General features: G+C 40.1%; 21 protein-coding genes. 14 read left to right on the forward strand and 7 right to left on the reverse strand.

Annotated features, from left to right (window positions below; genetic code table 11):
- Positions 1-3 precede the first annotated feature (3 nt).
- From M1F37_RS08390 to M1F37_RS08430, 9 genes are all read left to right on the forward strand, one after another.
- Positions 4-210 carry a helix-turn-helix transcriptional regulator gene (locus tag M1F37_RS08390; protein ID WP_050198123.1) on the forward strand — a complete coding sequence of 69 codons (207 nt, stop codon included), beginning with the start codon at positions 4-6 and terminating at the stop codon, positions 208-210.
- Positions 210-407: a hypothetical protein gene (locus M1F37_RS08395; protein WP_247935454.1), complete on the forward strand. Its 198-nt coding sequence runs from the start codon at positions 210-212 to the stop codon at positions 405-407. The genes M1F37_RS08390 and M1F37_RS08395 overlap by 1 nt, the downstream gene beginning before the upstream one ends.
- 2 nt (positions 408-409) lie before the next feature.
- A complete protein-coding gene (locus M1F37_RS08400; RefSeq protein ID WP_049515788.1) occupies positions 410-1,150 on the forward strand; it encodes a DUF3169 family protein in 741 nt (246 codons plus the stop codon).
- 10 nt (positions 1,151-1,160) lie between these two features.
- Positions 1,161-1,985 carry an ABC transporter ATP-binding protein gene (locus tag M1F37_RS08405; RefSeq protein WP_247935455.1) on the forward strand — a complete coding sequence of 275 codons (825 nt, stop codon included), beginning with the start codon at positions 1,161-1,163 and terminating at the stop codon, positions 1,983-1,985.
- The gene (locus M1F37_RS08410; RefSeq protein ID WP_045610929.1) at positions 1,978-2,676 is read left to right on the forward strand and encodes an ABC transporter permease; all 699 of its coding nucleotides are present in this window, start codon (positions 1,978-1,980) and stop codon (positions 2,674-2,676) included. Before M1F37_RS08405 ends, M1F37_RS08410 begins: the two co-directional genes overlap by 8 nt.
- 9 nt (positions 2,677-2,685) lie before the next feature.
- Complete coding sequence (locus M1F37_RS08415; RefSeq protein ID WP_247935456.1) at positions 2,686-3,327, forward strand: CPBP family intramembrane glutamic endopeptidase; 642 nt, start codon at positions 2,686-2,688, stop codon at positions 3,325-3,327.
- Between the two features lie 17 nt (positions 3,328-3,344).
- Positions 3,345-3,575, forward strand: a complete 231-nt coding sequence (locus M1F37_RS08420; protein ID WP_033682917.1) for a hypothetical protein — start codon at positions 3,345-3,347, stop codon at positions 3,573-3,575.
- A 156-nt stretch (positions 3,576-3,731) separates the two neighbouring features.
- Positions 3,732-5,495: an aspartate--tRNA ligase gene (gene aspS / locus M1F37_RS08425; RefSeq protein WP_247935457.1), complete on the forward strand. Its 1,764-nt coding sequence runs from the start codon at positions 3,732-3,734 to the stop codon at positions 5,493-5,495.
- Entirely contained in the window at positions 5,473-6,414 is a 942-nt protein-coding gene (locus M1F37_RS08430) for a YitT family protein (RefSeq protein WP_247935458.1), read from the forward strand. The genes aspS and M1F37_RS08430 overlap by 23 nt, the downstream gene beginning before the upstream one ends.
- Positions 6,415-6,445: 31 nt before the next feature.
- On the opposite strand, the gene M1F37_RS08435 is transcribed toward M1F37_RS08430, so the two are convergent.
- The 5 genes from M1F37_RS08435 to M1F37_RS08455 form a co-directional block, all read right to left on the reverse strand.
- A complete protein-coding gene (locus M1F37_RS08435; RefSeq protein WP_049487737.1) occupies positions 6,446-7,432 on the reverse strand; it encodes a LacI family DNA-binding transcriptional regulator in 987 nt (328 codons plus the stop codon).
- 9 nt (positions 7,433-7,441) lie between these two features.
- The gene (locus tag M1F37_RS08440; RefSeq protein ID WP_247935459.1) at positions 7,442-8,242 is read right to left on the reverse strand and encodes a DUF1189 domain-containing protein; all 801 of its coding nucleotides are present in this window, start codon (positions 8,240-8,242) and stop codon (positions 7,442-7,444) included.
- Positions 8,243-8,387: 145 nt separating this feature from the next.
- On the reverse strand, positions 8,388-9,230 hold the full coding sequence (locus M1F37_RS08445) for a sugar ABC transporter permease (RefSeq protein WP_004249658.1): 843 nt from the start codon (positions 9,228-9,230) through the stop codon (positions 8,388-8,390).
- A gap of 1 nt (position 9,231) precedes the next feature.
- Positions 9,232-10,524, reverse strand: a complete 1,293-nt coding sequence (locus M1F37_RS08450) for a carbohydrate ABC transporter permease (protein WP_247935460.1) — start codon at positions 10,522-10,524, stop codon at positions 9,232-9,234.
- 109 nt (positions 10,525-10,633) lie between these two features.
- Positions 10,634-11,905 carry an extracellular solute-binding protein gene (locus tag M1F37_RS08455; protein WP_247935461.1) on the reverse strand — a complete coding sequence of 424 codons (1,272 nt, stop codon included), beginning with the start codon at positions 11,903-11,905 and terminating at the stop codon, positions 10,634-10,636.
- Positions 11,906-12,384: 479 nt separating this feature from the next.
- Between M1F37_RS08455 and malQ the strand changes: the two genes are divergently transcribed.
- From malQ to M1F37_RS10095, 3 genes are all read left to right on the forward strand, one after another.
- The gene (gene malQ / locus M1F37_RS08460; RefSeq protein WP_247935462.1) at positions 12,385-13,902 is read left to right on the forward strand and encodes a 4-alpha-glucanotransferase; all 1,518 of its coding nucleotides are present in this window, start codon (positions 12,385-12,387) and stop codon (positions 13,900-13,902) included.
- 22 nt (positions 13,903-13,924) lie between these two features.
- Positions 13,925-16,183 carry a glycogen/starch/alpha-glucan family phosphorylase gene (gene glgP, locus M1F37_RS08465; protein WP_247935463.1) on the forward strand — a complete coding sequence of 753 codons (2,259 nt, stop codon included), beginning with the start codon at positions 13,925-13,927 and terminating at the stop codon, positions 16,181-16,183.
- 384 nt (positions 16,184-16,567) lie between these two features.
- Positions 16,568-16,774 (forward strand): hypothetical protein, encoded by a 207-nt coding sequence (locus tag M1F37_RS10095; RefSeq protein WP_075227905.1) that lies wholly within the window; start codon positions 16,568-16,570, stop codon positions 16,772-16,774.
- A 108-nt stretch (positions 16,775-16,882) separates the two neighbouring features.
- On the opposite strand, the gene M1F37_RS08470 is transcribed toward M1F37_RS10095, so the two are convergent.
- Complete coding sequence (locus M1F37_RS08470; RefSeq protein WP_075227904.1) at positions 16,883-17,731, reverse strand: putative RNA methyltransferase; 849 nt, start codon at positions 17,729-17,731, stop codon at positions 16,883-16,885.
- 150 nt (positions 17,732-17,881) lie between these two features.
- Here M1F37_RS08470 and M1F37_RS08475 point away from each other — a divergent pair, with 150 nt between their 5' ends.
- Positions 17,882-18,160 (forward strand): DUF6110 family protein, encoded by a 279-nt coding sequence (locus tag M1F37_RS08475; protein ID WP_000910910.1) that lies wholly within the window; start codon positions 17,882-17,884, stop codon positions 18,158-18,160.
- A 1-nt stretch (position 18,161) separates the two neighbouring features.
- Positions 18,162-20,225 carry a heavy metal translocating P-type ATPase gene (locus M1F37_RS08480; RefSeq protein WP_247935464.1) on the forward strand — a complete coding sequence of 688 codons (2,064 nt, stop codon included), beginning with the start codon at positions 18,162-18,164 and terminating at the stop codon, positions 20,223-20,225.
- Positions 20,226-20,300: 75 nt separating this feature from the next.
- On the opposite strand, the gene tyrS is transcribed toward M1F37_RS08480, so the two are convergent.
- Entirely contained in the window at positions 20,301-21,557 is a 1,257-nt protein-coding gene (tyrS, locus tag M1F37_RS08485) for a tyrosine--tRNA ligase (protein ID WP_247935465.1), read from the reverse strand.
- Positions 21,558-21,735 lie beyond the last annotated feature (178 nt).

Below are 21,735 nucleotides of genomic sequence, written 5' to 3' on the forward strand. Positions count from 1 at the left end.
AACATGCAACTAAAAAATCGTCTAAAAGAGCTTCGGGCTCGCGATGGTCTCAATCAAACCGACCTAGCCAAGCTGGCAGGAGTTTCTAGGCAGACCATTAGCTTACTCGAACGGGATGAATACACCCCGTCCATTATCATTGCCCTGAAAATATCTCAGATTTTCAAGGAAACAGTCGAATCAGTATTTCGCTTGGAGGAGGACGAGTGATGAACAAGTATAAAGTGATCTATTATGTAGTTGCCATAGCTCTATTAGTCAGCGTGTGTCTACTAATTGGAACAAATCTAGGATGGTTTGATCTCTATTACAGCGACCAATTTACTTGGGTCTATTTTGCCCTCATACCAGTCGTTGAATGGATTGAAAAGAAATCCCAAAATTTAGCAAGTGAAAAAGGAGAATGAATATGAAAAAGAATAAGAAAGGTGGCTTGTTATTTTTAATGTCTATTGTCTTGGGAGGTTTCTTGTACATATTTGTAGATATGTTGAAGGCTGGTGCCGAATCCCACGAAATTATTTTAGATGTAAAAATCTTGATACCATGGATATCAGCTATTGGTTTAGTATTAGGTTTCATTAGCATTCTTTTGACGTTCAATTTCTTAAAGAAAAGCAGAAAATTTCACTCCTTGTATCAAGAGGAAATGGATGATGATCTGAATGAAAGCTATTATGTGCAGATGTATCGGAATCTCGAGTTTGGAACTATTGCTTTTAATAGTGCAAGCGTAGCGATTTTATTGGCTCTCTTCATTTCAGGAAGTGAAGTAATTGTACTCGATATAAGCCATATAACCTTATCCCTTTCCTTTTTGGGGTTAGTGTTAGTTTTAAATGCTCAAAAATATCTTTTTAAGACCATTGCGATTGTTCGTCAGTTTGATTTGGCATTTTTCTCTACACCAAAGGATGTCATGGACTTTATCAATTCTTACGATGAAGGGGAGCGCCAGGCTAATTTGGAACAGAGTTTTCGGATTTTATTCCAACTAAATCAGTATGTCTTGCCAGGTCTCTACATTCTAATTGCTCTCTTTTCCTTACTGACAGGAGAGATTCAGTTACTAGCCTTCTTGCTTGTAGGAGCAATCCATATTTATATCAATGTGATGCAGTTACCTATGGTAAAACGTTATTTCAAATAAAGGAGTTTCTATGATTCGTGTTGAAAATGTAAGCAAAAGTTTTGGGAGCAAAAAAGCTCTTCACCAGATTTCTTTTGAGATTAAGGAAGGTGAAATCTTTGGTTTTCTTGGCCCTTCTGGCTCAGGTAAAACAACCATGATCAACGTCTTGACAGGTCAGTTGGCTGCAGATCAAGGTAAAACAGTTTTGTTAGGCAAGAATTCTCAAGATTTAACTTCAAATGATTTGGAACAAATTGGTATTGTTAGTGATGGCAGTGGTTTTTATGAAAAGATGAGTCTTTACAAAAATCTTCTCATCTATGCTAAGTTATATGGTCTCAAGTCAGATAGAGTAAATCAGGTGCTCCAACAGGTTGGATTGGCAGATGCTAAAGATATTATCGCAGAAAAACTATCTACTGGAATGAAACAACGAATGTTCTTGGCTCGTGCCCTTCTTAATGCTCCTAAGATTCTCTTTCTAGATGAGCCAACCAGTGGTTTAGACCCTACAACATCTAAGATGGTTCATACCCTACTTCAAGAATTAAAGCAGGCGGGGACAACTATCTTTCTGACCACGCATGATATGAATGAAGCAACTCTGCTTTGTGATCGCTTATCTCTTTTGAATAAGGGGAACTTAATAGAGTATGGAAGTCCGCAAGATATTATCCAGAAGTACCATGTGGATAAGAAAGTACGTGTGGTTTATAACGACGGACGAGAACAGATAGTTCCATTTGATGAATTACCACATTTAGACACGACAGATTTGATGGTGGTTCACTCTTGTGAGCCAACTTTAGAAGAAATCTTTATCAGATTGACAGGAGAAAAGTTAGATGTTTAGAAAATTAAATGCCCTACTATGGTTAAGAGTGCAAGTTCTTATCAGCAATTCAACTTTGTTGGCGACTCTATTGATGCCTTTTGGAATAGCTGTTCTATATAATGAATTCTTCAATAAGAATGGAGAATTGAGTATGTTTCTCCTCTCTTCGAGTTTGACGATGGTCTTGAGTATGGGAAGTGGTTATATGGTATCGATTATGATGGCAGAAGATAAGGAAAAGCGCAATCTTAAATCACTCATCCTAAGTGGTGTGACAGCAACAGAATATACTTTCAGTATGCTTGTTCTCCCTATTTTGATAATGTTATTTGCTATGATTGTACTGCCCATCTATCTTAAAGTAGATCTATCAAGTTACTTATTGGCCTATGTTATCTATTTAATCCTAGCAACTATTAGTATTATTTTTCTCAACCTTTTAATCGGTGCAGTGTCAGATACTCAATCTAAAGCGCAAGTCTATAGTATCTTTCCTATGTTAATCGTCTCTTTTTTACCTATAATTGCTCTTCAAAATGATACGCTTCAGAAAGTGTTGGATTACTCTTTTATTGGTCCAATTGTAAATCTTTTAAATAAAAAAGGTGGGGAAATATCTTTTTCTAATATCGGTATGTTACTTGCCTGGGTACTTGTGTTAGGAATAGCAAACCTCTTTGTATTGAAAAACAGCTATAAAGCAAGATAGGAGATCTTTATGAAAATACTTAAAAATATTGGCTGGTTTCTTCTAGCTGTTCTATCCTTTTTCTTTATCTATGGTATCGTTCTGAGTATGGCTGTAGAATCTCTGAAACTAGGCGCTTCAGCTTATGCTGTTACCTTACTTTATGTGGCCTTGGCTGGAGTTTATGTATACTGTGTTTACAAATGGTATCAAAAGGCTCCTATTCATATTGAAGAGAATGGTTTTAACCGATTTATTTGGCTCCCTGCCTTGGTTTGGTTTTTATCTCTTGTCGTTCAATTCTTCCTGCCAAATGATCCTTCAGTAAATCAACAAATAGCGACAGACTTGACCTTGTCTCAACCACTTTTCTCATTCTTTGCTGTGGTTATTTTTGCTCCTTTGACGGAAGAACTTATCTTTAGAGGGATGCTGGCACGCTATCTCTTTCCTAAGCAGGACAATAGGAAACAAACTCTGATTTTTCTTCTGGTATCTAGTGTTCTGTTTGCCTTGATTCATTTTCCAGGTGATGTGCAACAATTTTTTGTCTATTTTAGCCTCGGTTTTAGTTTGGGATTGGCCTATATTAGCAGAAAAGGTCTCATCTACAGTATTTCTCTCCACGCTTTGAATAATTTAATCGGCTTTTTGATGATACTCATGCTATAATAGAGTCAGGAGGTCACATGAAACGAGTAATTTTATTAGCAGTGATTCAAGCAGTCGTTCTATTTTTCATCATTGGGGCGCTAGCTTATGCCTTTAAAGGTGATTTCTTCTACAGCCATCTCGCAGTAGTCTTTGCCCCTATTGCAGGTATCTGGCGTTTTGGGACAGCTTATACAACGGAAATTGTCTTGCCTCGAAAGGCAGCTGAAATCGCTGAAAAGCGTAAAGCAGGCAAAAATTCAAAATAAAAGAGTCCGGTGAAATTTTCATCGGATTTTTGTATGGGCGCTAATTTTTAGGGTCTTCACTTGATTTTTAAAGACTGGCAAACTTTTCTGATGATTTTCATGAAGAGCCTGCGCTTTTATGGTAAAATAGTAACAGAATAAAAGAGGAGAGAAACAATGAAACGTAGTATGTATGCTGGTCGTGTTCGTGAGGAACACATCGGACAAGAAATAACCTTGAAAGGATGGGTTGGCCGTCGTCGTGACCTTGGTGGTTTGATCTTTATCGACCTTCGTGACCGTGAAGGAATCATGCAGTTGGTTATCAACCCTGAAAAAGTCTCTGCAGAGGTTATGGCAACAGCTGAAAGCCTTCGTAGCGAATTTGTTATTGAGGTGACTGGTCAGGTCGCTGCGCGTGAGAAAGCCAATGATAAGTTGCCAACTGGTGCAGTTGAGTTAAACGTGACAGCTTTGACAGTGCTTAATACAGCTAAAACAACACCATTTGAGATTAAGGATGGCATTGAGGCTAATGACGATACGCGTTTGCGTTACCGTTACCTTGACCTTCGTCGTCCAGAAATGTTGGAAAATCTTAAACTTCGTGCTAAGGTGACTCACTCTATCCGCAATTACTTGGATGAGCTCGAGTTTATCGACGTGGAGACACCATTCCTTTCTAAGTCAACGCCAGAAGGAGCGCGTGACTATTTGGTACCGTCTCGTGTTAATAAAGGACATTTTTACGCGCTTCCTCAAAGTCCACAAATTACGAAACAGCTCTTGATGAATGCTGGTTTTGACCGCTATTACCAAATCGTTAAATGTTTCCGTGACGAGGACTTGCGTGGAGACCGCCAGCCTGAGTTTACCCAGGTCGACTTGGAAACGTCTTTCCTTACTGAGCAAGAAATTCAAGATATTACAGAAGGCTTGATTGCGCGCGTGATGAAGGAAACCAAAGGTATCGAAGTAACGTTACCATTCCCTCGTATGAAATACGATGACGCGATGGCTCTTTACGGTTCTGACAAACCAGATACCCGTTTTGACATGTTGCTTCAGGACTTGACAGAAGTGGTCAAGGGTGTAGACTTTAAAGTCTTTTCAGAAGCACCTGCTGTAAAAGCAATTGTAGTCAAAGGCGCAGCGGACAACTATTCACGTAAAGACATCGACAAGATGACGGAAGTAGCCAAACAGTACGGTGCCAAAGGTCTTGCTTGGGTCAAGGTAGTTGATGGAGAATTAAACGGCCCAGTGGCTAAATTCTTGACTTCTATCCAGGGAGAATTGATAGCAGCGCTTGCTCTTGAAGATAAGGACTTGGTTCTCTTTGTTGCTGATACGCTTGAGGTGGCCAATGCAACTCTTGGTGCCCTTCGTGGACGTATTGCCAAAGAGCTTGGCTTGATTGATAACGATAAATTTAACTTCCTTTGGGTGGTTGATTGGCCAATGTTTGAATGGTCTGAAGAAGAAGGCCGTTACATGAGCGCTCACCATCCATTCACTCTTCCACAGGAAGAGACTGCTCACGAATTAGAAGGTGATTTGGCTAAGGTTCGTGCCATTGCTTATGATATCGTCTTGAACGGTTATGAGCTTGGTGGTGGTAGCCTTCGTATCAACCAAAAAGATCTTCAAGAACGCATGTTCAAGGCTCTTGGTTTCTCATCTGAAGAAGCCAATGACCAGTTTGGCTTCCTTCTTGAAGCCATGGACTATGGTTTCCCACCACACGGTGGTTTGGCTATCGGACTTGACCGATTTGTCATGCTCTTAGCAGGAGAAGAAAATATCCGTGAAGTTATTGCCTTCCCTAAGAACAACAAGGCAACTGACCCAATGACACAAGCTCCTTCAACAGTAGCTCTCAAACAACTAGAGGAACTCAGCTTACAAGTAGAAGAAGATGAAACAAGCAAAACGAATTAAGCGGTGGCGCTATTATCTGCGCCGCTTTGCTCATCAGATAAAAATTTTACGTGTCTTACAAAGCATCTCTCGAGAAAAGTATGATGAGAAGATTTCAGCTTCTCTGGTCTATGGTTTTTTATCAGCAGTAGCGGTCAATTTCTTTTTCCAACCAGGACATGTGTATTCGAGTGGTGCGACAGGTCTGGCACAGATTATTTCTGCTTTGAGTAATCACTGGTTTGGTTTTCACATTCCGATTTCACTGACCTTTTACGCTATTAATTTTCCTTTGATGGTTTTGGCTTGGTATCAGATTGGCCATAAGTTTACGATCTTTACCTTTATTACGGTTTCCATGAGTTCCTTCTTTATCCAGTTTGTCCCTGTGGCGACCTTAACGGAGGATCCCATTATCAATGCCCTTTTTGGGGGTGTTGTCATGGGCTTGGGAATTGGTTTTGCTCTTCGCAACAATATCTCCAGCGGTGGGACGGATATCGTCAGCCTGACCATTCGCAAGAAAACAGGTAAGAATGTTGGTAGTATTTCTTTCTTGGTAAATGGGACTATCATGCTGATAGCTGGTTTGACTTTTGGTTGGAAATACGCTCTCTACTCTATGATTACCATCTTTGTCTCTAGCCGTGTGACAGACGCTGTCTTTACCAAGCAAAAACGGATGCAGGCCATGATTGTGACCAATCATCCAGAGAAGGTAATTGAAAAAATCCATAAAAAGTTGCACCGCGGAGCAACCATGATCCACGATGCAGAAGGAACCTATAATCACGAGAGAAAGGCAGTTTTAATTACTGTCATTACACGTGCAGAGTTTAATGAATTTAAACAGATTATGAAACAGGTGGATCCAGGTGCCTTTGTCTCTGTATCGGAGAATGTTCATATTCTGGGACGGTTCGTTGAAACAGATAATTAGTGATTAAAAAAAAACCAGCGTGAGCTGGTTTTTATTTTTCGATAATTTTGTGGGCGATTAACTGACGGTAACAAATTTGTTTATTGCTTTTAGCATCATTGATAATCTGGAGGATGGTTTCAAGGGAAACACGACCCAGTTCTAGGCTATTGATATCGACATAGGCCGCCAAGTTGAGCTTAGGATTGACCGAGTCAAAGCTGAGAACAGGAACATCTAGTTGGTGCTTAGCAATATAGTCACAGACCCCTTCGGCTAGGAGACTATCGGTTGTAATGATAGCATCAATCTGCGGGTCATGCTGAAAGAGGAGTTTGCTAAATTGATATCCTTTTTCTTCTAAGAATTCCGTTGCAAAATAGGTCAAATTTTCATCAATAGGCAGTTGGTGTTGTTTGAGTGCTGACTCATAGCCTGTTAAACGGTCTTGCGTTACGAAGAGTCGCTTAGTTCCTCCAATAAAGGCAATTCGTTTGCAGCCTTTTTTGATGAAATATTCAGTTGCATCAAAACCAGCTTGGACATTGTCGTTATCGACAAGAGGGATAAAGGGTGAAATGGATTTCCCTAGGATGAGGAAGGGGAACTGCTCATCAGCAACTAGTTTGACCAAGGGATCCTCCTCTTCGGCATAAAGGAAGATTAAACCATCCACACGTTTACCGTAAACCATCTGTGAAATAGCTTTCAGGCGCTCTTTTTCATCTTTACCTGTCGCAATCTGAATAGCATAGTGGTTTTCAGAAGCGACTTGGGCGATACCACGGAGGACAGATGGAAAGAAAGGATTTTGATAGAAGGCATCTGAGTCGTCAGGAAGGACCAAGCCAATAACTTGGGTATAACTGCTTACCAAACTACGAGCGTTGAGGTTGGGGTGGTAATTGAGCTCCTTCATAGCCTTGCGAACGCGTTTTTTTGTTTCGTCGCTAATGGTTGATTTATTTTGAATAACACGGGTTACGGTTGAAGGCGAAACACCAGCAGCCTTGGCCACGTCTTTAATCGTAACGGGCATAAAAATCTCCTATTTATGGTAATCTGGATCACGGAAATGCGTTTTATAAAAGATAGTGACCAGATATAGAACAAAAAGAATGTTTTGTACAGTAATGAGGGTTGTCATATTTTGGCCAAATAATCCCAAAATAAGCGTAATCAGAGTTGGCAATCCTAAACAGTTCAAGATAAAATGGTAGCACTCTTTAAAGGTTCTAAATGAAAAGAGGCGTGATTTCTTAGTGATATAAAGGAGAAGACTAGCCCCTAGAGAGATGATAAAGAAATTCAAACCAAAGAGGAAGCTGGCACCGAGAACTAGGAAGAGACTGATATAGACACGATTCTGTTGGTACCAGTCTGTAGAAATTGCTTGGGTCAAGCTGTCCTTGCTTTTGAAACTCTCAGTCTCAATCGCTCGGTAAGAGATGCGGGTCAGTTCTTTACTTTCCTTGCTGATGACCAGCTCATTCGTATCGAAATGCAGTTGCAAGTCCTTAGGTAATTCCTTGCTTTGATTTGGACCAATCACAATAGAAGGCGCTTGACTAGCTGTTCCTGTATAAGTTAATTTGCCATCAACAATTGCAGCATGTTCAGAGAGATCCTGGACAACCTCATCTGTCAATGGTTCATAGACATTATCGATAAAGGTTTCTAGCGGATAAGTCTCCTGGGAGCTGTTTTGGATGGCAATGGGTACCATAGACAAGCTGATAAGGAAGATACTGGTAAAGAGAAGCTGAAACCAGTTGAGTCCGAAACGTTTGGACAGGGGCTTACGAAATCCCCAAATACTTGAAAAATATGAAAATGGATATGGAAGCATTTGTATCTTTCTAAAAGGTGTTTTCTATATGAGTATTATTATATAGAGAAATGTGCTTTATTTCAAGTCTAGGAGGCAAATTGCTTGCTACAAGGATAGTTTTATAGTAACAAGCTCTAAAATGAAAAAGGGTGGCCGGGATATATTATCCCTTGTCGCCACCACTTGTAAGTCCTGAAACAAAGTTCTTTTGTAGGAAGAAGAAGAGAATACAGATTGGAAGTGCGATGAGGATAGCACCTGCTGAGAAGTAGGCAATCTTCAAGTTTTTCGCATTGTTAACGAAGGTTTGGAGACCTACGGCAACAGTAAAGTATTCTTTCTCACGAAGCAAGAAACTAGAGAGGATGTAGTCTCCGAAAGGTCCCATGAAGGCCCAGAGAGCTTGTACGGCAACCATTGGGCGAACAAGTGGAAGAACAATTTGCCAGAAGCGGCGGAAGTGTCCTGCACCGTCTAGTTTTGCAGATTCGTCTAGAGACATTGGCACTGTATCGAAGTAACCTTTCATCAACCAAGCATTCATCGGGATACCTCCACCAACATAAAGGAAGATGAGGAACCAGCTGTGGTTGAGGGCGTTCAACATAAGTGCCATAACGAAGAAGGCTGTCAAAGCGGCCATGGTTGGCACCATTTGGATAATCAAGAAGAAGACCAAACTTTGTTTACGAGCCAAGAAATTATAACGGCTGTAAGCATAACCAGCAAGTACGATGATACTTGTTTGAACAACCATGGTAATCAAGGCGATAATCAAGGTATTGAGATACCAAGTACCATATAAGGTTTCAGTGAAGAGTCCTTTAAAGTTATCAAAATTGAAGTCGATGTTAGTATCTAGTTTAAAGGCTGCGACGTTACCTGCCTTGAAGGCTGACATAATAGTAATTAACAATGGATAGATAATCACGACTGAGAGGCCAATCAAGTAGAGGTAAGTGAGGGTTTGAGTCAGTCTACGTTTGAGTTTAATTGAGTTATTCATCTTAGACGTCCTCCATATCAAATGCGTGTAGTTTCTTGAATGCGATCATAGAAATTGAGATGACAATGATAGAGATGATCAAGGTAACAGCTGCCGCCATTGAGTATTGAGGAGATGTACCTGTTGTCAAACGGTAGATCCATGAAATCAAGATATCAGTTGAACCAGCTCCACCTCCGACACTACCAGGTCCTCCACCATTGAAGAGGTACATGATAGAGAAGTTGTTAAAGTTAAAGGTGTATTGGCTAATTAAAGTAGGTGCCGCAACAGCCAAGATCATTGGGAAAGTGATGTTGCGGAATTTTTGCCAAGCATTAGCACCGTCAATATAAGCTGCTTCGTAGAGGTCGTTAGGAATAGACTGCAAGATACCCAAGGTCAAAACGTAGATGTATGGGAATCCAAGCCAACCTTGCATCATAATCAAAGCAATTTTAGTCCAAGTTGGGTCTGTTTTCCAAGGGATAAGAGCTCCATCTAGGAAGGGAAGGAACTTAGCCAAAATCGGTAAAACTTGAGTGTTGATAGCACCGACACTATCGTTAAACATGTTTGAGAATGTCAAGATAGTGATAAAGGCTGGGACAGCCCAAGGAAGAAGGAAAATAACACCAAAGATACGCTTTCCTTTGATAAATGGTTGGTTAGCAATGATAGCTGTGAAGATACCGATAACGATTTGTAAAGTTGAGGCAGCCAAAGCCCAGATGATAGTCCAAGAAAGAACGGCACCGAAGGCAGAACGGAAGGTACTCAAACTCCAGATATTCGTAAAGTTGGTCAAACCAACCCAGTCCAACAATTTGTTTGGTGGCAAGTGTTGGAAGTCGTAGTTAGTAAAGGCAATCATCAAGGTTACGATAACTGGGAAGATAATCGCAAAAGTCATTGCAACATAAGATGGAATGATCAAGAGGTAAGGGAAGCCATTTTCATAAATCCCTTTGATCATGTCTTTGAGGGTACGTGGAACTGGAATTCCATTGTTAATACGTTTTGCGATTGTATGTGCATCTTTAATATTTGAGAAATAGAAGAGTACATAAACGACTACAAAGATTAAATGGAAGGCACCACGAATCAGCATGAAGAGGGAATTATCACGACCTGGTTTGTCACCAAGAGTGATGAGATTGCTTAATTCAGGGGCTGCAAGTGCTAGGAAATAAAGGACAAATACAATGGTTACACCAAGGAATATAAAACCTTTGGCTTTTTGTTTATTGTAAATCTGTCCTAAGCCAGGAATGATAGACAGCAGGGCTGCTTTACTAGGTTGTTGCTTTTCCATAATAACTCCTTTCATAGGATACTGGTTTTCAATCAAAACCTAAACTATACATGTTTCTTATTGATAAATTCAAAGGGGGATTTGAATTCCCCCCCCTTGAACAAATTTTTTATTCACCAAATTTTTGTTTGATTGTTTCTTTGATCAATGTAACAGCGTCGTTAGCAGCTGTTTTCGCATCTTTCTTACCACTTACAGCATCAAAGAGCATAGTTTTCGCTGGATCCCAAACTGCAGACATTTGAGAGATGTTTGGCATTGGTTGAGCGTTCTTGAACTGTTTGATAACAGCTGTTGTCAACTCATCATTTTTACCTTCAGCGTATGAACGAGCTTCAGTGTTAGCTGGGATTTCGTTAGTTTTATCGTAGAATGCTTTTTGTTGTTCAGTTGAAACTAGGAAGTCTACAAATTTTTGTGCGCCTTCAAGGTTCTTAGTGCTTGATGGGATGATCCAAGCTTTACCACCACCGAATGCAGCGTAATCTTTTCCGTTTGGAAGAGTTGGGATAGTAGCAACACCGTAGTTTACTTTAGCATCTTTGAATGCTTGAGCTTTCCAAGGTCCATCGATAATAGCAGCTGTTTTACCTTCTTGGAATTGAGTTTGGATCAAGTTTCCAGCACCTTCAGTATCTTGCATACCTTTAGGCCATTTTTCGTACCAAGATTTAGCGTAGTTGATACCTGCAATAGAACCGTCGTTTGCAAGACCGATGTCTTTAGGATCTTTACCGTTTTGTCCGAATACGTAACCACCGTTACCAGCAAGGAGTCCGTATGCGTAGTAGAAGTTTGTCCAGTCAGCTAGGAAGGCAGTAGTTTTGCCATCTTCACCAGCGAAAGCGTATTTGCTGTCTTTAGCAAGGTTTTCCAAATCAGCAAATGTTTTAGGAGCTTCTTTCACCAAGTCTTTGTTATAGTACAAAACGAGTGATTCGATAACAGCTGGAGCACCATAGACTTTACCGTCAGCAGCTGTTACAAGAGATTTAGTTTTATCATCTGTTTTAGCGCCGTCGCTCAATTTCACTTCTGAAAGTTGTCCGTCAGTACCAAGGCTACCTACACGGTCGTATGGAGCCATCATAACGTCAGGAGCTTGACCTGATTGGTTGTCAAGAGAAAGTTTGTCAAGACCACCCATTTGGTCACCAGATTTGATGTTAACTGTTGTTCCTGATTGTTCTTTATAAGCTTTAGCAACTGTTTCAGCATAAGCTTTGTATTGGTCTTCAACGTAAAGAGTGATTTCTTTACCTTCAGATGAACCAGCATCAGCAGCTTTTTCAGCAGGTTTGCTTCCGCAAGCTACCAAAAGCAAGCTAGCAAGTGTAGCAGTTCCAAGCACAGCAGCGCTCTTCATGAATTTAGATGACATAGTGTATTCCTCCTAAAGAATAACAAATTTTATAATGAGGAAACGCAAACGTTTTCCTTTATGGGACTAGTATAGCACAATCAGAAAGCGGTTGCAAGTAATTTTTGTAAAAATTTTTAAAAAAATTGTAAAAAAAAGCAAACGCTTTAACGTTATATAATAGTAGAAAACCCCAAAAATCGATTTTATTTTAAATTTAAAAAAAGTTGAGAAAACGATTGCCTAATTTACAAATGGAAATGAGAGGAGTTTGTCTCCTTATTTTCACTTAATAAGATAAGTGAAACCCTGATTCTTATTTTGTTTGTTTTCTGAAAGAATATATATACGAGTAGGAAGAAAAAAATTTTAAAAAATAATCAAAAAAGTTTTTTAAAACCGCTTGCATTTATCGAAAAAATACGCTATACTTATCTTAACGCAAACGTTTGCGTTCGTAAAAATATAATATCTAACTATAAACACATGAGGTGCTTATTATGAAAAAACGTCAAAGTGGTGTGTTGATGCACATTTCTTCTCTTCCAGGAGCATACGGAATCGGTTCATTTGGTAAAAGTGCATACGACTTCGTTGATTTCTTGGTTCGCACAAAACAACGTTACTGGCAAATCCTTCCACTAGGAACAACTAGTTATGGAGATTCTCCCTACCAATCTTTCTCAGCCTTCGCAGGAAACACTCATTTCATCGATTTGGATATCTTGGTAGAGCAAGGCTTGTTGCAAGCAAGTGACCTTGAAGGAGTTGACTTTGGTAGCGATGCGTCTGAAGTTGACTATGCGAAAATCTACTATGCACGTCGTCCTCTTTTAGAAAAAGCGGTCAAACGTTTCTTGGAAGTAGGAGATGTTAAAGGTTTTGAGAAATTTGCTCAAGACAACCAATCATGGCTTGAACTCTTTGCAGAGTATATGGCTATTAAAGAGCATTTTGACAATCTTGCTTGGACTGAATGGCCAGATGCAGATGCTCGTGCTCGTAAAGCTTCAGCACTTGAAAGCTACCGTGAGCAATTGGCAGACAAGTTGGTTTACCACCGTGTGACTCAGTTCTTCTTCTTCCAACAATGGTTGAAATTGAAAGCTTACGCTAACGACAACCACATCGAAATCGTTGGGGACATGCCAATCTATGTAGCGGAAGATTCAAGCGATATGTGGGCAAATCCACATCTCTTCAAGACAGATGTCAACGGTAAGGCGACTTGCATCGCAGGATGCCCACCAGATGAATTTTCTGCAACTGGTCAGCTTTGGGGTAACCCAATCTATGACTGGGAAGCAATGGACAAAGACGGCTACAAATGGTGGATTGAACGCTTGCGTGAAAGCTTTAAGATCTACGACATCGTTCGTATCGACCACTTCCGTGGATTTGAGTCTTATTGGGAAATCCCTGCTGGTTCCGATACAGCAGCACCTGGTGAGTGGGTGAAAGGTCCTGGCTACAAGCTTTTTGCAGCCGTTAAGGAAGAACTTGGTGAGCTAAACATCATCGCCGAAGACCTTGGTTTCATGACAGACGAAGTTATCGAATTGCGTGAACGTACTGGCTTCCCAGGAATGAAGATTCTTCAATTTGCCTTCAACCCAGAAGACGAAAGCATTGATAGCCCACACTTGGCACCTGCTAACTCAGTTATGTACACAGGAACACACGATAACAATACGGTCCTTGGTTGGTACCGTAACGAGATCGATGATCCAACTCGTGAGTACATGGCTCGTTACACAAACCGTAAAGAGTACGAAACAGTGGTGCATGCTATGCTTCGTACAGCTTTTGCTTCAGTAAGTTTCATGACGATTGCTACTATGCAAGATTTGCTAGAGTTGGATGGTTCAGCTCGTATGAACTTCCCATCTACTCTTGGTGGAAACTGGTCATGGCGTATGACAGAGGAACAATTGACTCCTGCTGTCGAAGAAACTTTGCTTGACTTGACTACAATTTATCGCCGTATCAATGAAAATTTGGTAGAATTAAAGAAATAAGACATTATCAGGAGACACAAAAATGTTACCATTAAAAGAATTTGTACAAAACCGTTACAATAAATCTATCGCAGAATGTAGCAATGAGGAGCTTTACCTTGCTCTTCTTAACTACAGCAAACTTGCAAGCAGCCAAAAACCAGTGAACACTGGTAAGAAAAAAGTTTACTACATCTCAGCTGAGTTCTTGATTGGTAAACTCTTGTCAAACAACTTGATTAACCTTGGTCTTTATGACGAAGTTAAAAAAGAACTTGCTGACGCAGGTAAAGAGTTGATCGAAATCGAAGAAGTAGAATTGGAACCATCACTTGGTAATGGTGGTTTGGGACGTTTGGCAGCCTGCTTTATCGACTCAATCGCTACACTTGGTTTGAACGGTGACGGTGTTGGTTTGAACTACCACTTTGGTCTTTTCCAACAAGTTCTTAAAAACAACCAACAAGAAACAATTCCTAACGCTTGGTTGACTGACCAAAACTGGTTGGTTCGCTCAAGCCGTAGCTACCAAGTACCATTTGCACACTTCACATTAACATCTACTCTTTACGATATCGATGTACCTGGATACAAAACAGCTACTAAAAATCGCTTGCGTTTGTTTGACTTGGATTCAGTTGATTCTTCAATCATCAAAGATGGTATCAACTTTGATAAGACAGACATCGCTCGCAACTTGACTCTTTTCCTTTACCCAGACGATAGCGACAAACAAGGTGAATTGCTCCGTATCTTCCAACAATACTTCATGGTTTCAAACGGTGCTCAATTGATCATCGATGAAGCAATCGAAAAAGGAAGCAACTTGCATGACCTTGCTGACTACGCAGTTGTACAAATCAACGATACGCACCCATCAATGGTGATTCCTGAGTTGATCCGTCTTTTGACTGAACGTGGTATCGAACTTGATGAAGCAATCTCTATCGTTCGTAGCATGACTGCTTACACAAACCACACAATCCTTGCTGAAGCCCTTGAAAAATGGCCTCTTGAATTCTTGGAAGAAGTGGTTCCTCACTTGGTACCAATCATCAAAGAATTGGACCGTCGTGTTCGTGCTGAATACAAAGATCCAGCTGTTCAAATCATTGATGAAAACGATCGTGTACACATGGCCCACATGGATATCCACTATGGATACAGCGTAAACGGGGTTGCCGCTCTTCACACAGAAATTTTGAAGAACTCTGAGTTGAAACCTTTCTACGATCTTTACCCAGAAAAATTCAACAACAAAACAAACGGTATCACCTTCCGTCGTTGGCTCATGCATGCTAACCCAAGCTTGTCTCACTACTTGGATGAAATCCTTGGCCGCGAATGGCACCATGAAGCTTCTAAATTGGAAGACCTTCTTTCATACGAAGACAAGGCTGCTGTCAAAGAAAAATTGGAAAGCATCAAAGCCCACAACAAACGTAAATTGGCTCGTCACTTGAAAGAACACCAAGGTGTGGAAATCAATACAAACTCTATCTTTGATATCCAAATCAAACGTCTTCACGAGTACAAACGCCAACAAATGAACGCTTTGTATGTTATCCATAAATACCTTGACATCAAGGCTGGTAACATCCCTGCTCGTCCAATCACAGTCTTCTTTGGTGGTAAAGCAGCTCCTGCCTACACAATTGCTCAAGACATCATCCACTTGATCCTTTGCTTGTCAGAAGTGATTGCTAACGACCCAGCAGTTGCACCACACTTACAAGTGGTTATGGTTGAAAACTACAACGTTACTGCAGCAAGCTTCCTTATCCCAGCATGTGATATCTCAGAACAAATCTCACTTGCTTCTAAAGAAGCTTCAGGTACTGGTAACATGAAATTCATGTTGAACGGAGCTTTGACTCTTGGTACTATGGACGGTGCTAACGTGGAAATCGCTGAGTTGGTTGGAGACGAAAACATCTACATCTTTGGTGAAGATTCAGAAACTGTTATCGACCTTTACGCAAAATCAGCTTACAAATCAAGCGAATTCTACGCTCGTAAAGCGATCAAACCATTGGTTGACTTTATCGTGAGTGACGCTGTTCTTGCAGTTGGTAAGATTGAACGCTTGGAACGTCTTTATAACGAATTAATCAACAAAGACTGGTTCATGACTCTTCTTGACTTGGAAGACTACATCAAAGTTAAAGAGCAAATGTTGGCTGACTACGAAGACCGTGACGCATGGTTGGACAAAGTTATCGTTAACATTTCTAAAGCAGGATTCTTCTCATCTGACCGTACAATCGCTCAGTATAACGAAGATATCTGGCACTTGAACTAATACTCTTCGAAAATCAAATTCAAACCGCGTCAACGTCGCCTTGCCGTACTCAAGTACAGCCTGCGGCTAGTTTCCTAGTTTGCTCTTTGATTTTCATTGAGTATAAGATACGAAATTTTATAGTTATTACACTATCTAGCAAAAAAGCGAATTTCAATTGAAACTCGCTTTTTTTAATGTTGTGGATTTGAGGTTGACTGGTCTCAAAAGAAAAAATAATTTGTCAATAATTTCTAGACTTAAAAATCAAACCTAGAGAACACTAAGAAGGCTGGTTGTACTACCTTTAAGCCTAAGGTTCTTCTTAGCTGTTACCTCAAATTTCTTGTATTCGTTTACAAACAGTATTATAATAGTATTGTAGTAAAGAAGGAGGATGTTCTTATGTGGAAAAAATATTTTTCAAAATATAAATGGACTGATTTATTTTGGATTCTTTTTGTAATTTGGTCATGCCTTTATATGGGTAATAGTTCTTCATTTCCACTTACTCATCAAGAAATCTCTTTTCATGGATGTTGTTATGGGGTAGCACTTGCCTTATATCACTTGCTATTTATTGATAAATTTGTCATTTCAAATCGAAAATAAATGGAGAGGTTAAAATTTTTCCACTTTTCGGATAGATACTTGAAAAATCGTGATTTAAACCCGCATCTCAAGAAGAGGTGCGGGCTTTGTAGTATCTCAAAAATATATTTACAGTGCTTTCCCAACCAAAATCTCTGCTTCAATGGTAATCTCTGTCAGTTGGCTCCAGTCAATCTTGCTTTGGTCAACGTGAAAGAGGAGGGGTGTCATGCTGAGTAAAGCTTGTCTTTGCTCTGCTGTAATGGATTTGGTCAGGGAAGCAGTCTGGATAGATTGGATGCTGAAATGTTCCTGGAAATGCTCCTTGATATCTTGATTAGAATAATCCTTGTTTGTCAGCTGGTCCTGTACCCTTTGACGGATTTCCTTGAGGTGATTTTCAGTTGGGATAACCTTTATCAAGATACCGTCTTTGGATAAAACGCGACGAAATTCTCCATAGTTGGCAGGCGAAAAGATATCAAGCAGGATATCCATGCTAGCGTCTTTTATAGGAAGACGAGCCAGGTCACCAACGAACCAATTGACTGCCCAGTTGGGTTCGCTCTTGGCAGCGATTTGAACGGAATCTTTGGAAATATCAAAGGCATAGAAGGTTTTGTCAGGATGACTTTCTTGGAGCTTGCGAGAATAGAAACCTTCGCCACAACCGATATCTAAGATTGTGGTGCTAGTTTCTGAATTTGCTAACAAGTCAGATACAGCATCTAAAATAGCTTGGTAAAAGCCAGCTTCTAGGATTTGTTGGCGATTTTGAAAGTTTTCCTTGTCGTAGTTGGCAGATTGCTTGATTTGAGGTGCCAGATTGACATAGCCGAATTTCGCCAAGTCAAAAGAATGACGGTTGCAGCACTTGAGACTAGTCTCTACCAGAGTCAGATTTTCTCGACAGATAGGGCAGGCAAAGGCAGTCGCAGAAGCAAAACGCTGGAGTTTAGGTTTGAGATTTGTATTCATAGTTTAAGTGTATCAAAAGAGGCAAATGAAAGCAACTTTAGGATGATTTGTAATAGAATTAAATAGTAGTATAATTACTTTTTAAAGTACCAAAATTAAATTGCTTTTATATCTAAATTGCTATATAATAATATCTAGGAGGAAATAAGTATGTTAAAAGAAGTATTAACCGTTGCAAAAGTTGCGAAAAAATCATCACTCTTTTTAGGTGGTGTCGCATTTGGTACCCTTGGTTTGAAAATCTTAGCAAGTAAGGAAGCTAAAAAAGGTTATTCTAAAGCTTTGGCTAAGGCTTACAAGTTGAAAGACGGGCTAGATGCATCTGTTTCTGTTGTGAAACAACATGGAGACGATGTCTTGCAAGATGCCAAATATTTGTATGAGCAAGAGAAAAAAGAAGAGCAATTAGATAGCCTTATAGGGGAATAGTATGTCTTTTAAAGTGCTACATAGAGGATACCAACATATCCGACTATCATCTTCTTTTTCACTCACCTTGGATATTCAAGACTATCTTCGTTCCTTGGTGAGAGATGAAAAGGGGATTGAGTCTATCCAGTTTTACATGGATCAACAGCACTTTACTCTACGCATAAAAGAAGGCTTCTCTGTATTAGACAATGCAGAAGCCTTTTTAAAAAGAATTGATAAAGGGAAAGTTTCTGAGTTGATGACTCTTCCCATTCGTAGAGAAGAGAGTGCTTATTCTATTGTTTCAGGTGCAGCGATTAAGCGTATGATTTTTCGTAGTTTTGTGCCGTATCCTATTCGCTATATATGGACTTGTTATCAGGCTTTGGGTTATATTAGAGAAGCCTATCAAACACTAGCGCGTAAGGAACTAACGATGGAGGTCTTGGACTGTTCGGCGATTTTATTGTCCTTGTTTATGAACCAATCCAAGACAGCTAGCAATATCATGTTTATGCTTGATTTGGGGAATCATTTAGATCAGTGGTCCTTGAAAAAAACTGCAACAGATTTAGAACAAAGCCTTCTTGCAAAAGAGAGCGACGTATTCTTAGTACAGGGGGATATGGTCGTTAGTATCAAGAGTTCCGATGTTCAAATAGGAGATGTCTTGGTCCTATCTCAAGGAAATGAAATTCTGTTTGATGGACAAGTAGTTTCAGGTTTAGGTATGGTCAACGAAAGTTCCTTGACGGGAGAGAGTTTTCCAGTTGAAAAAAGAGAGTCTGATTTGGTTTGTGCAAATACAGTATTAGAAACTGGAGAGTTACGCATTCGTGTAACCGATAATCAGATGAACAGCCGGATTTTACAACTGATTGAGTTGATGAAGAAATCTGAAGAAAACAAGAAAACGAAACAACGCTATTTCATCAAAATGGCGGACAAGGTCGTCAAATATAATTTCTTGGGGGCTGGTCTGACTTACCTATTAACAGGTTCTTTTTCTAAGGCTATTTCTTTCCTATTGGTCGATTTCTCCTGCGCTTTGAAAATCTCTACTCCTGTAGCTTATTTAACAGCTATCAAGGAGGGGTTGAATCGTGAAATGGTGATTAAGGATGGGGATGTTCTGGAGAAATATCTGGAAGTCGATACTTTCTTGTTTGATAAGACGGGAACAATCACAACTAGTTATCCTATAGTTGAAAAGGTGTTACCTTTTGGGGACTATAGTGAGGAAGATATTCTCAGAATCAGTGCCTGTCTTGAGGAACACATTTATCATCCTATTGCTAATGCCATCGTCAAGCAAGCTGAGATAGAGGGGATTGAACATGAGGAAATGCATGGGAAACTTCAATATATCGCAAGTAAGGGGATTAAATCTCATATAGACGGCCAACCAGTTCTGATTGGTAATTATGTCTTGATGCAGGATGAGCAGATTCATATCAGTTCGGAACAAAATGCTTTAATTGAAGAGTACAAGAGTCACTACAATCTCTTATTCTTGGCTTATCAGAATGAATTGATTGGAATGTTCTGCATTCATACTCCTTTGAGAAAAGAAGCAAAAGCAGCCTTGGAGAAACTTAAGGCACAAGGGAAAAAATTGATTCTGGCAACAGGGGACACCTTGGTTAGAACAGAGGAATTAGTCAAAGATTTGCCCTTTGATCAGGTCTATACAGACTTGAAACCTGATGGAAAATTTGAGTTAGTAGAGGAACTGCAGAAAGCAGGTCACACTATTTTGATGGTTGGAGATGGCTTGAATGACTCAGCTGCTCTAACCCAATCAGATATTGGTGTGGTGATGAATGAGAGTGCAGATATTTCTAAGCAGATGAGCGATATCTTATTGTTAGATAATCGCTTGGATTTCTTCCAAGAGTTGGATTGGCTATCATCATCTTTGCAAACACTCATCAAGAAGAATATTCAAGATACCGTTGTCGTAAATAGTAGTTTGATTGGCTTTGGCTTGTTTAACTGGCTCAGTCCTTCAAATCTCTCTATCTTACATAATCTAACAACCTTGCGCATTGTCCTGCGTAGCCTGTCTATTAAGGCTAGATAGATGTGCTTATCAACAACAAAAAGGAGTTACCTTTCTCGAGGTTAACTCCTTTTTTATAGGTAAATGTTGAACAGTTTAGTAGGTCAATACGAAGTATTTTTTCTTCCCGCGACGGATAACAGTGAGTTCGTTTTCCAACTTATCTGCGTCACTCAAGACATAGTCAAGGTCTTGGATGCGGTCGCCGTTGACGTAGATAGCTCCATTTTGTACGTCTTCACGGGCTTGGCGTTTTGAGTTAACCACGCCAGAAGATACAAGAAGTTCAACGATGTTGTGATTTTCGTCTGCCTGTACTTGGTAGTTTGGCACGCCACGAAGTCCTTGTTTGAGTTCTTTGACAGAAAGATTTTTGATATTTCCTGCGAAGAGTTGTTCAGTGATGTTAAGGGCTTCTTTGTAAGCTTCTTCTCCGTGAACAAGAGTCACAACTTCACGAGCGAGGACTTTTTGAGCCAAGCGTTCGTGTGGTGCTGCTTCGAATTGTTTACGGATGTCTTCAATCTCGTCTAATGACAAGAAAGTAAAGATTTTCAAGAAGCGAACAGCATCAGCATCCATGACGTTCATCCAGAATTGGTACATTTCGTATGGAGAAGTCTTTTCAGGATTGAGCCAAACAGCATTTCCTTCTGATTTACCAAATTTCTTACCAGTTGCGTCTGTAATCAGTGGGACAGTAATAACGTGGGCAGTCTTGTCAGCCTTACGACGAAGCAATTCGGTACCAGCTGTCATGTTTCCCCATTGGTCAGATCCACCGATTTGCAGGGTAACATTGTGATCTTGGTTAAGGACAAAGAAGTCGTATCCTTGCATGATTTGGTAGGCAAACTCAGTGTAAGAAATCCCTGTTTCAATCCGTTTTTTCACAGACTCCTTGCTCATCATGTAGTTGACAGTGAAGTATTTTCCGATATCACGGAGGAAGTCAATGAAGCTGATACTGCCAAACCAGTCGTAGTTGTTGACCATGACAGCTTTATTTTCACCATTTTCAAAGTCAAGAAAGCGAGAAAGTTGTCCTTGGATAGACTTGACCCAGCCATCTACTGTGTCTTTTGTTTGGAGACTACGTTCAGCATCTTTGAAGGACGGATCTCCGATGAGACCTGTAGCACCGCCAACGAGCGCATATGGTTTGTGACCTGCTAACTGCAAGCGACGACTTGTCAAGATTGCGACAAGGTGACCTAGGTGAAGGCTGTCAGCAGTTGGATCGTAGCCAGTATAATAAGAAACTTGACCTTCTTCTAGGGCTTTACGCAAAGCTTCTTCATCAGTCGTTTGAAAAATCAAACCACGCTCTTTTAGCTCATCAAAAATGTGCATGTGTCTTTTCTCCTTTTTAAAAATATTGTTTCTACCTATTGTATCACAAACTTGGGCAATAGCCTAGTAGAATAGGGAAGAAAGTGGCTATTTTATTGAAAGGGTAACTTCTCAAAGTAACTTCCACTTGTCTAACCAAAGTGGAAGTTAGTCTAAAACGGATTTTTATGGTGGAATT

The organism is Streptococcus mitis (genome assembly GCF_023109105.1).
Lineage (GTDB): Bacteria > Bacillota > Bacilli > Lactobacillales > Streptococcaceae > Streptococcus > Streptococcus mitis_BW.

Excerpts from the sequence above, each read along its gene's own strand:
- M1F37_RS08390 (WP_050198123.1), top strand. The coding sequence starts at position 4 with ATGCAACTAAAAAATCGTCTAAAAGAGCTTCGGGCTCGCGATGGTCTC.
- M1F37_RS08395 (WP_247935454.1), top strand. The coding sequence starts at position 210 with ATGAACAAGTATAAAGTGATCTATTATGTAGTTGCCATAGCTCTATTA.
- M1F37_RS08400 (WP_049515788.1), top strand. The coding sequence starts at position 410 with ATGAAAAAGAATAAGAAAGGTGGCTTGTTATTTTTAATGTCTATTGTC.
- M1F37_RS08405 (WP_247935455.1), top strand. The coding sequence starts at position 1,161 with ATGATTCGTGTTGAAAATGTAAGCAAAAGTTTTGGGAGCAAAAAAGCT.
- M1F37_RS08410 (WP_045610929.1), top strand. The coding sequence starts at position 1,978 with ATGTTTAGAAAATTAAATGCCCTACTATGGTTAAGAGTGCAAGTTCTT.
- M1F37_RS08415 (WP_247935456.1), top strand. The coding sequence starts at position 2,686 with ATGAAAATACTTAAAAATATTGGCTGGTTTCTTCTAGCTGTTCTATCC.
- M1F37_RS08420 (WP_033682917.1), top strand. The coding sequence starts at position 3,345 with ATGAAACGAGTAATTTTATTAGCAGTGATTCAAGCAGTCGTTCTATTT.
- aspS (WP_247935457.1), top strand. The coding sequence starts at position 3,732 with ATGAAACGTAGTATGTATGCTGGTCGTGTTCGTGAGGAACACATCGGA.
- M1F37_RS08430 (WP_247935458.1), top strand. The coding sequence starts at position 5,473 with ATGAAACAAGCAAAACGAATTAAGCGGTGGCGCTATTATCTGCGCCGC.
- M1F37_RS08435 (WP_049487737.1), bottom strand. The coding sequence starts at position 7,432 with ATGCCCGTTACGATTAAAGACGTGGCCAAGGCTGCTGGTGTTTCGCCT.
- M1F37_RS08440 (WP_247935459.1), bottom strand. The coding sequence starts at position 8,242 with ATGCTTCCATATCCATTTTCATATTTTTCAAGTATTTGGGGATTTCGT.
- M1F37_RS08445 (WP_004249658.1), bottom strand. The coding sequence starts at position 9,230 with ATGAATAACTCAATTAAACTCAAACGTAGACTGACTCAAACCCTCACT.
- M1F37_RS08450 (WP_247935460.1), bottom strand. The coding sequence starts at position 10,524 with ATGGAAAAGCAACAACCTAGTAAAGCAGCCCTGCTGTCTATCATTCCT.
- M1F37_RS08455 (WP_247935461.1), bottom strand. The coding sequence starts at position 11,905 with ATGTCATCTAAATTCATGAAGAGCGCTGCTGTGCTTGGAACTGCTACA.
- malQ (WP_247935462.1), top strand. The coding sequence starts at position 12,385 with ATGAAAAAACGTCAAAGTGGTGTGTTGATGCACATTTCTTCTCTTCCA.
- glgP (WP_247935463.1), top strand. The coding sequence starts at position 13,925 with ATGTTACCATTAAAAGAATTTGTACAAAACCGTTACAATAAATCTATC.
- M1F37_RS10095 (WP_075227905.1), top strand. The coding sequence starts at position 16,568 with ATGTGGAAAAAATATTTTTCAAAATATAAATGGACTGATTTATTTTGG.
- M1F37_RS08470 (WP_075227904.1), bottom strand. The coding sequence starts at position 17,731 with ATGAATACAAATCTCAAACCTAAACTCCAGCGTTTTGCTTCTGCGACT.
- M1F37_RS08475 (WP_000910910.1), top strand. The coding sequence starts at position 17,882 with ATGTTAAAAGAAGTATTAACCGTTGCAAAAGTTGCGAAAAAATCATCA.
- M1F37_RS08480 (WP_247935464.1), top strand. The coding sequence starts at position 18,162 with ATGTCTTTTAAAGTGCTACATAGAGGATACCAACATATCCGACTATCA.
- tyrS (WP_247935465.1), bottom strand. The coding sequence starts at position 21,557 with ATGCACATTTTTGATGAGCTAAAAGAGCGTGGTTTGATTTTTCAAACG.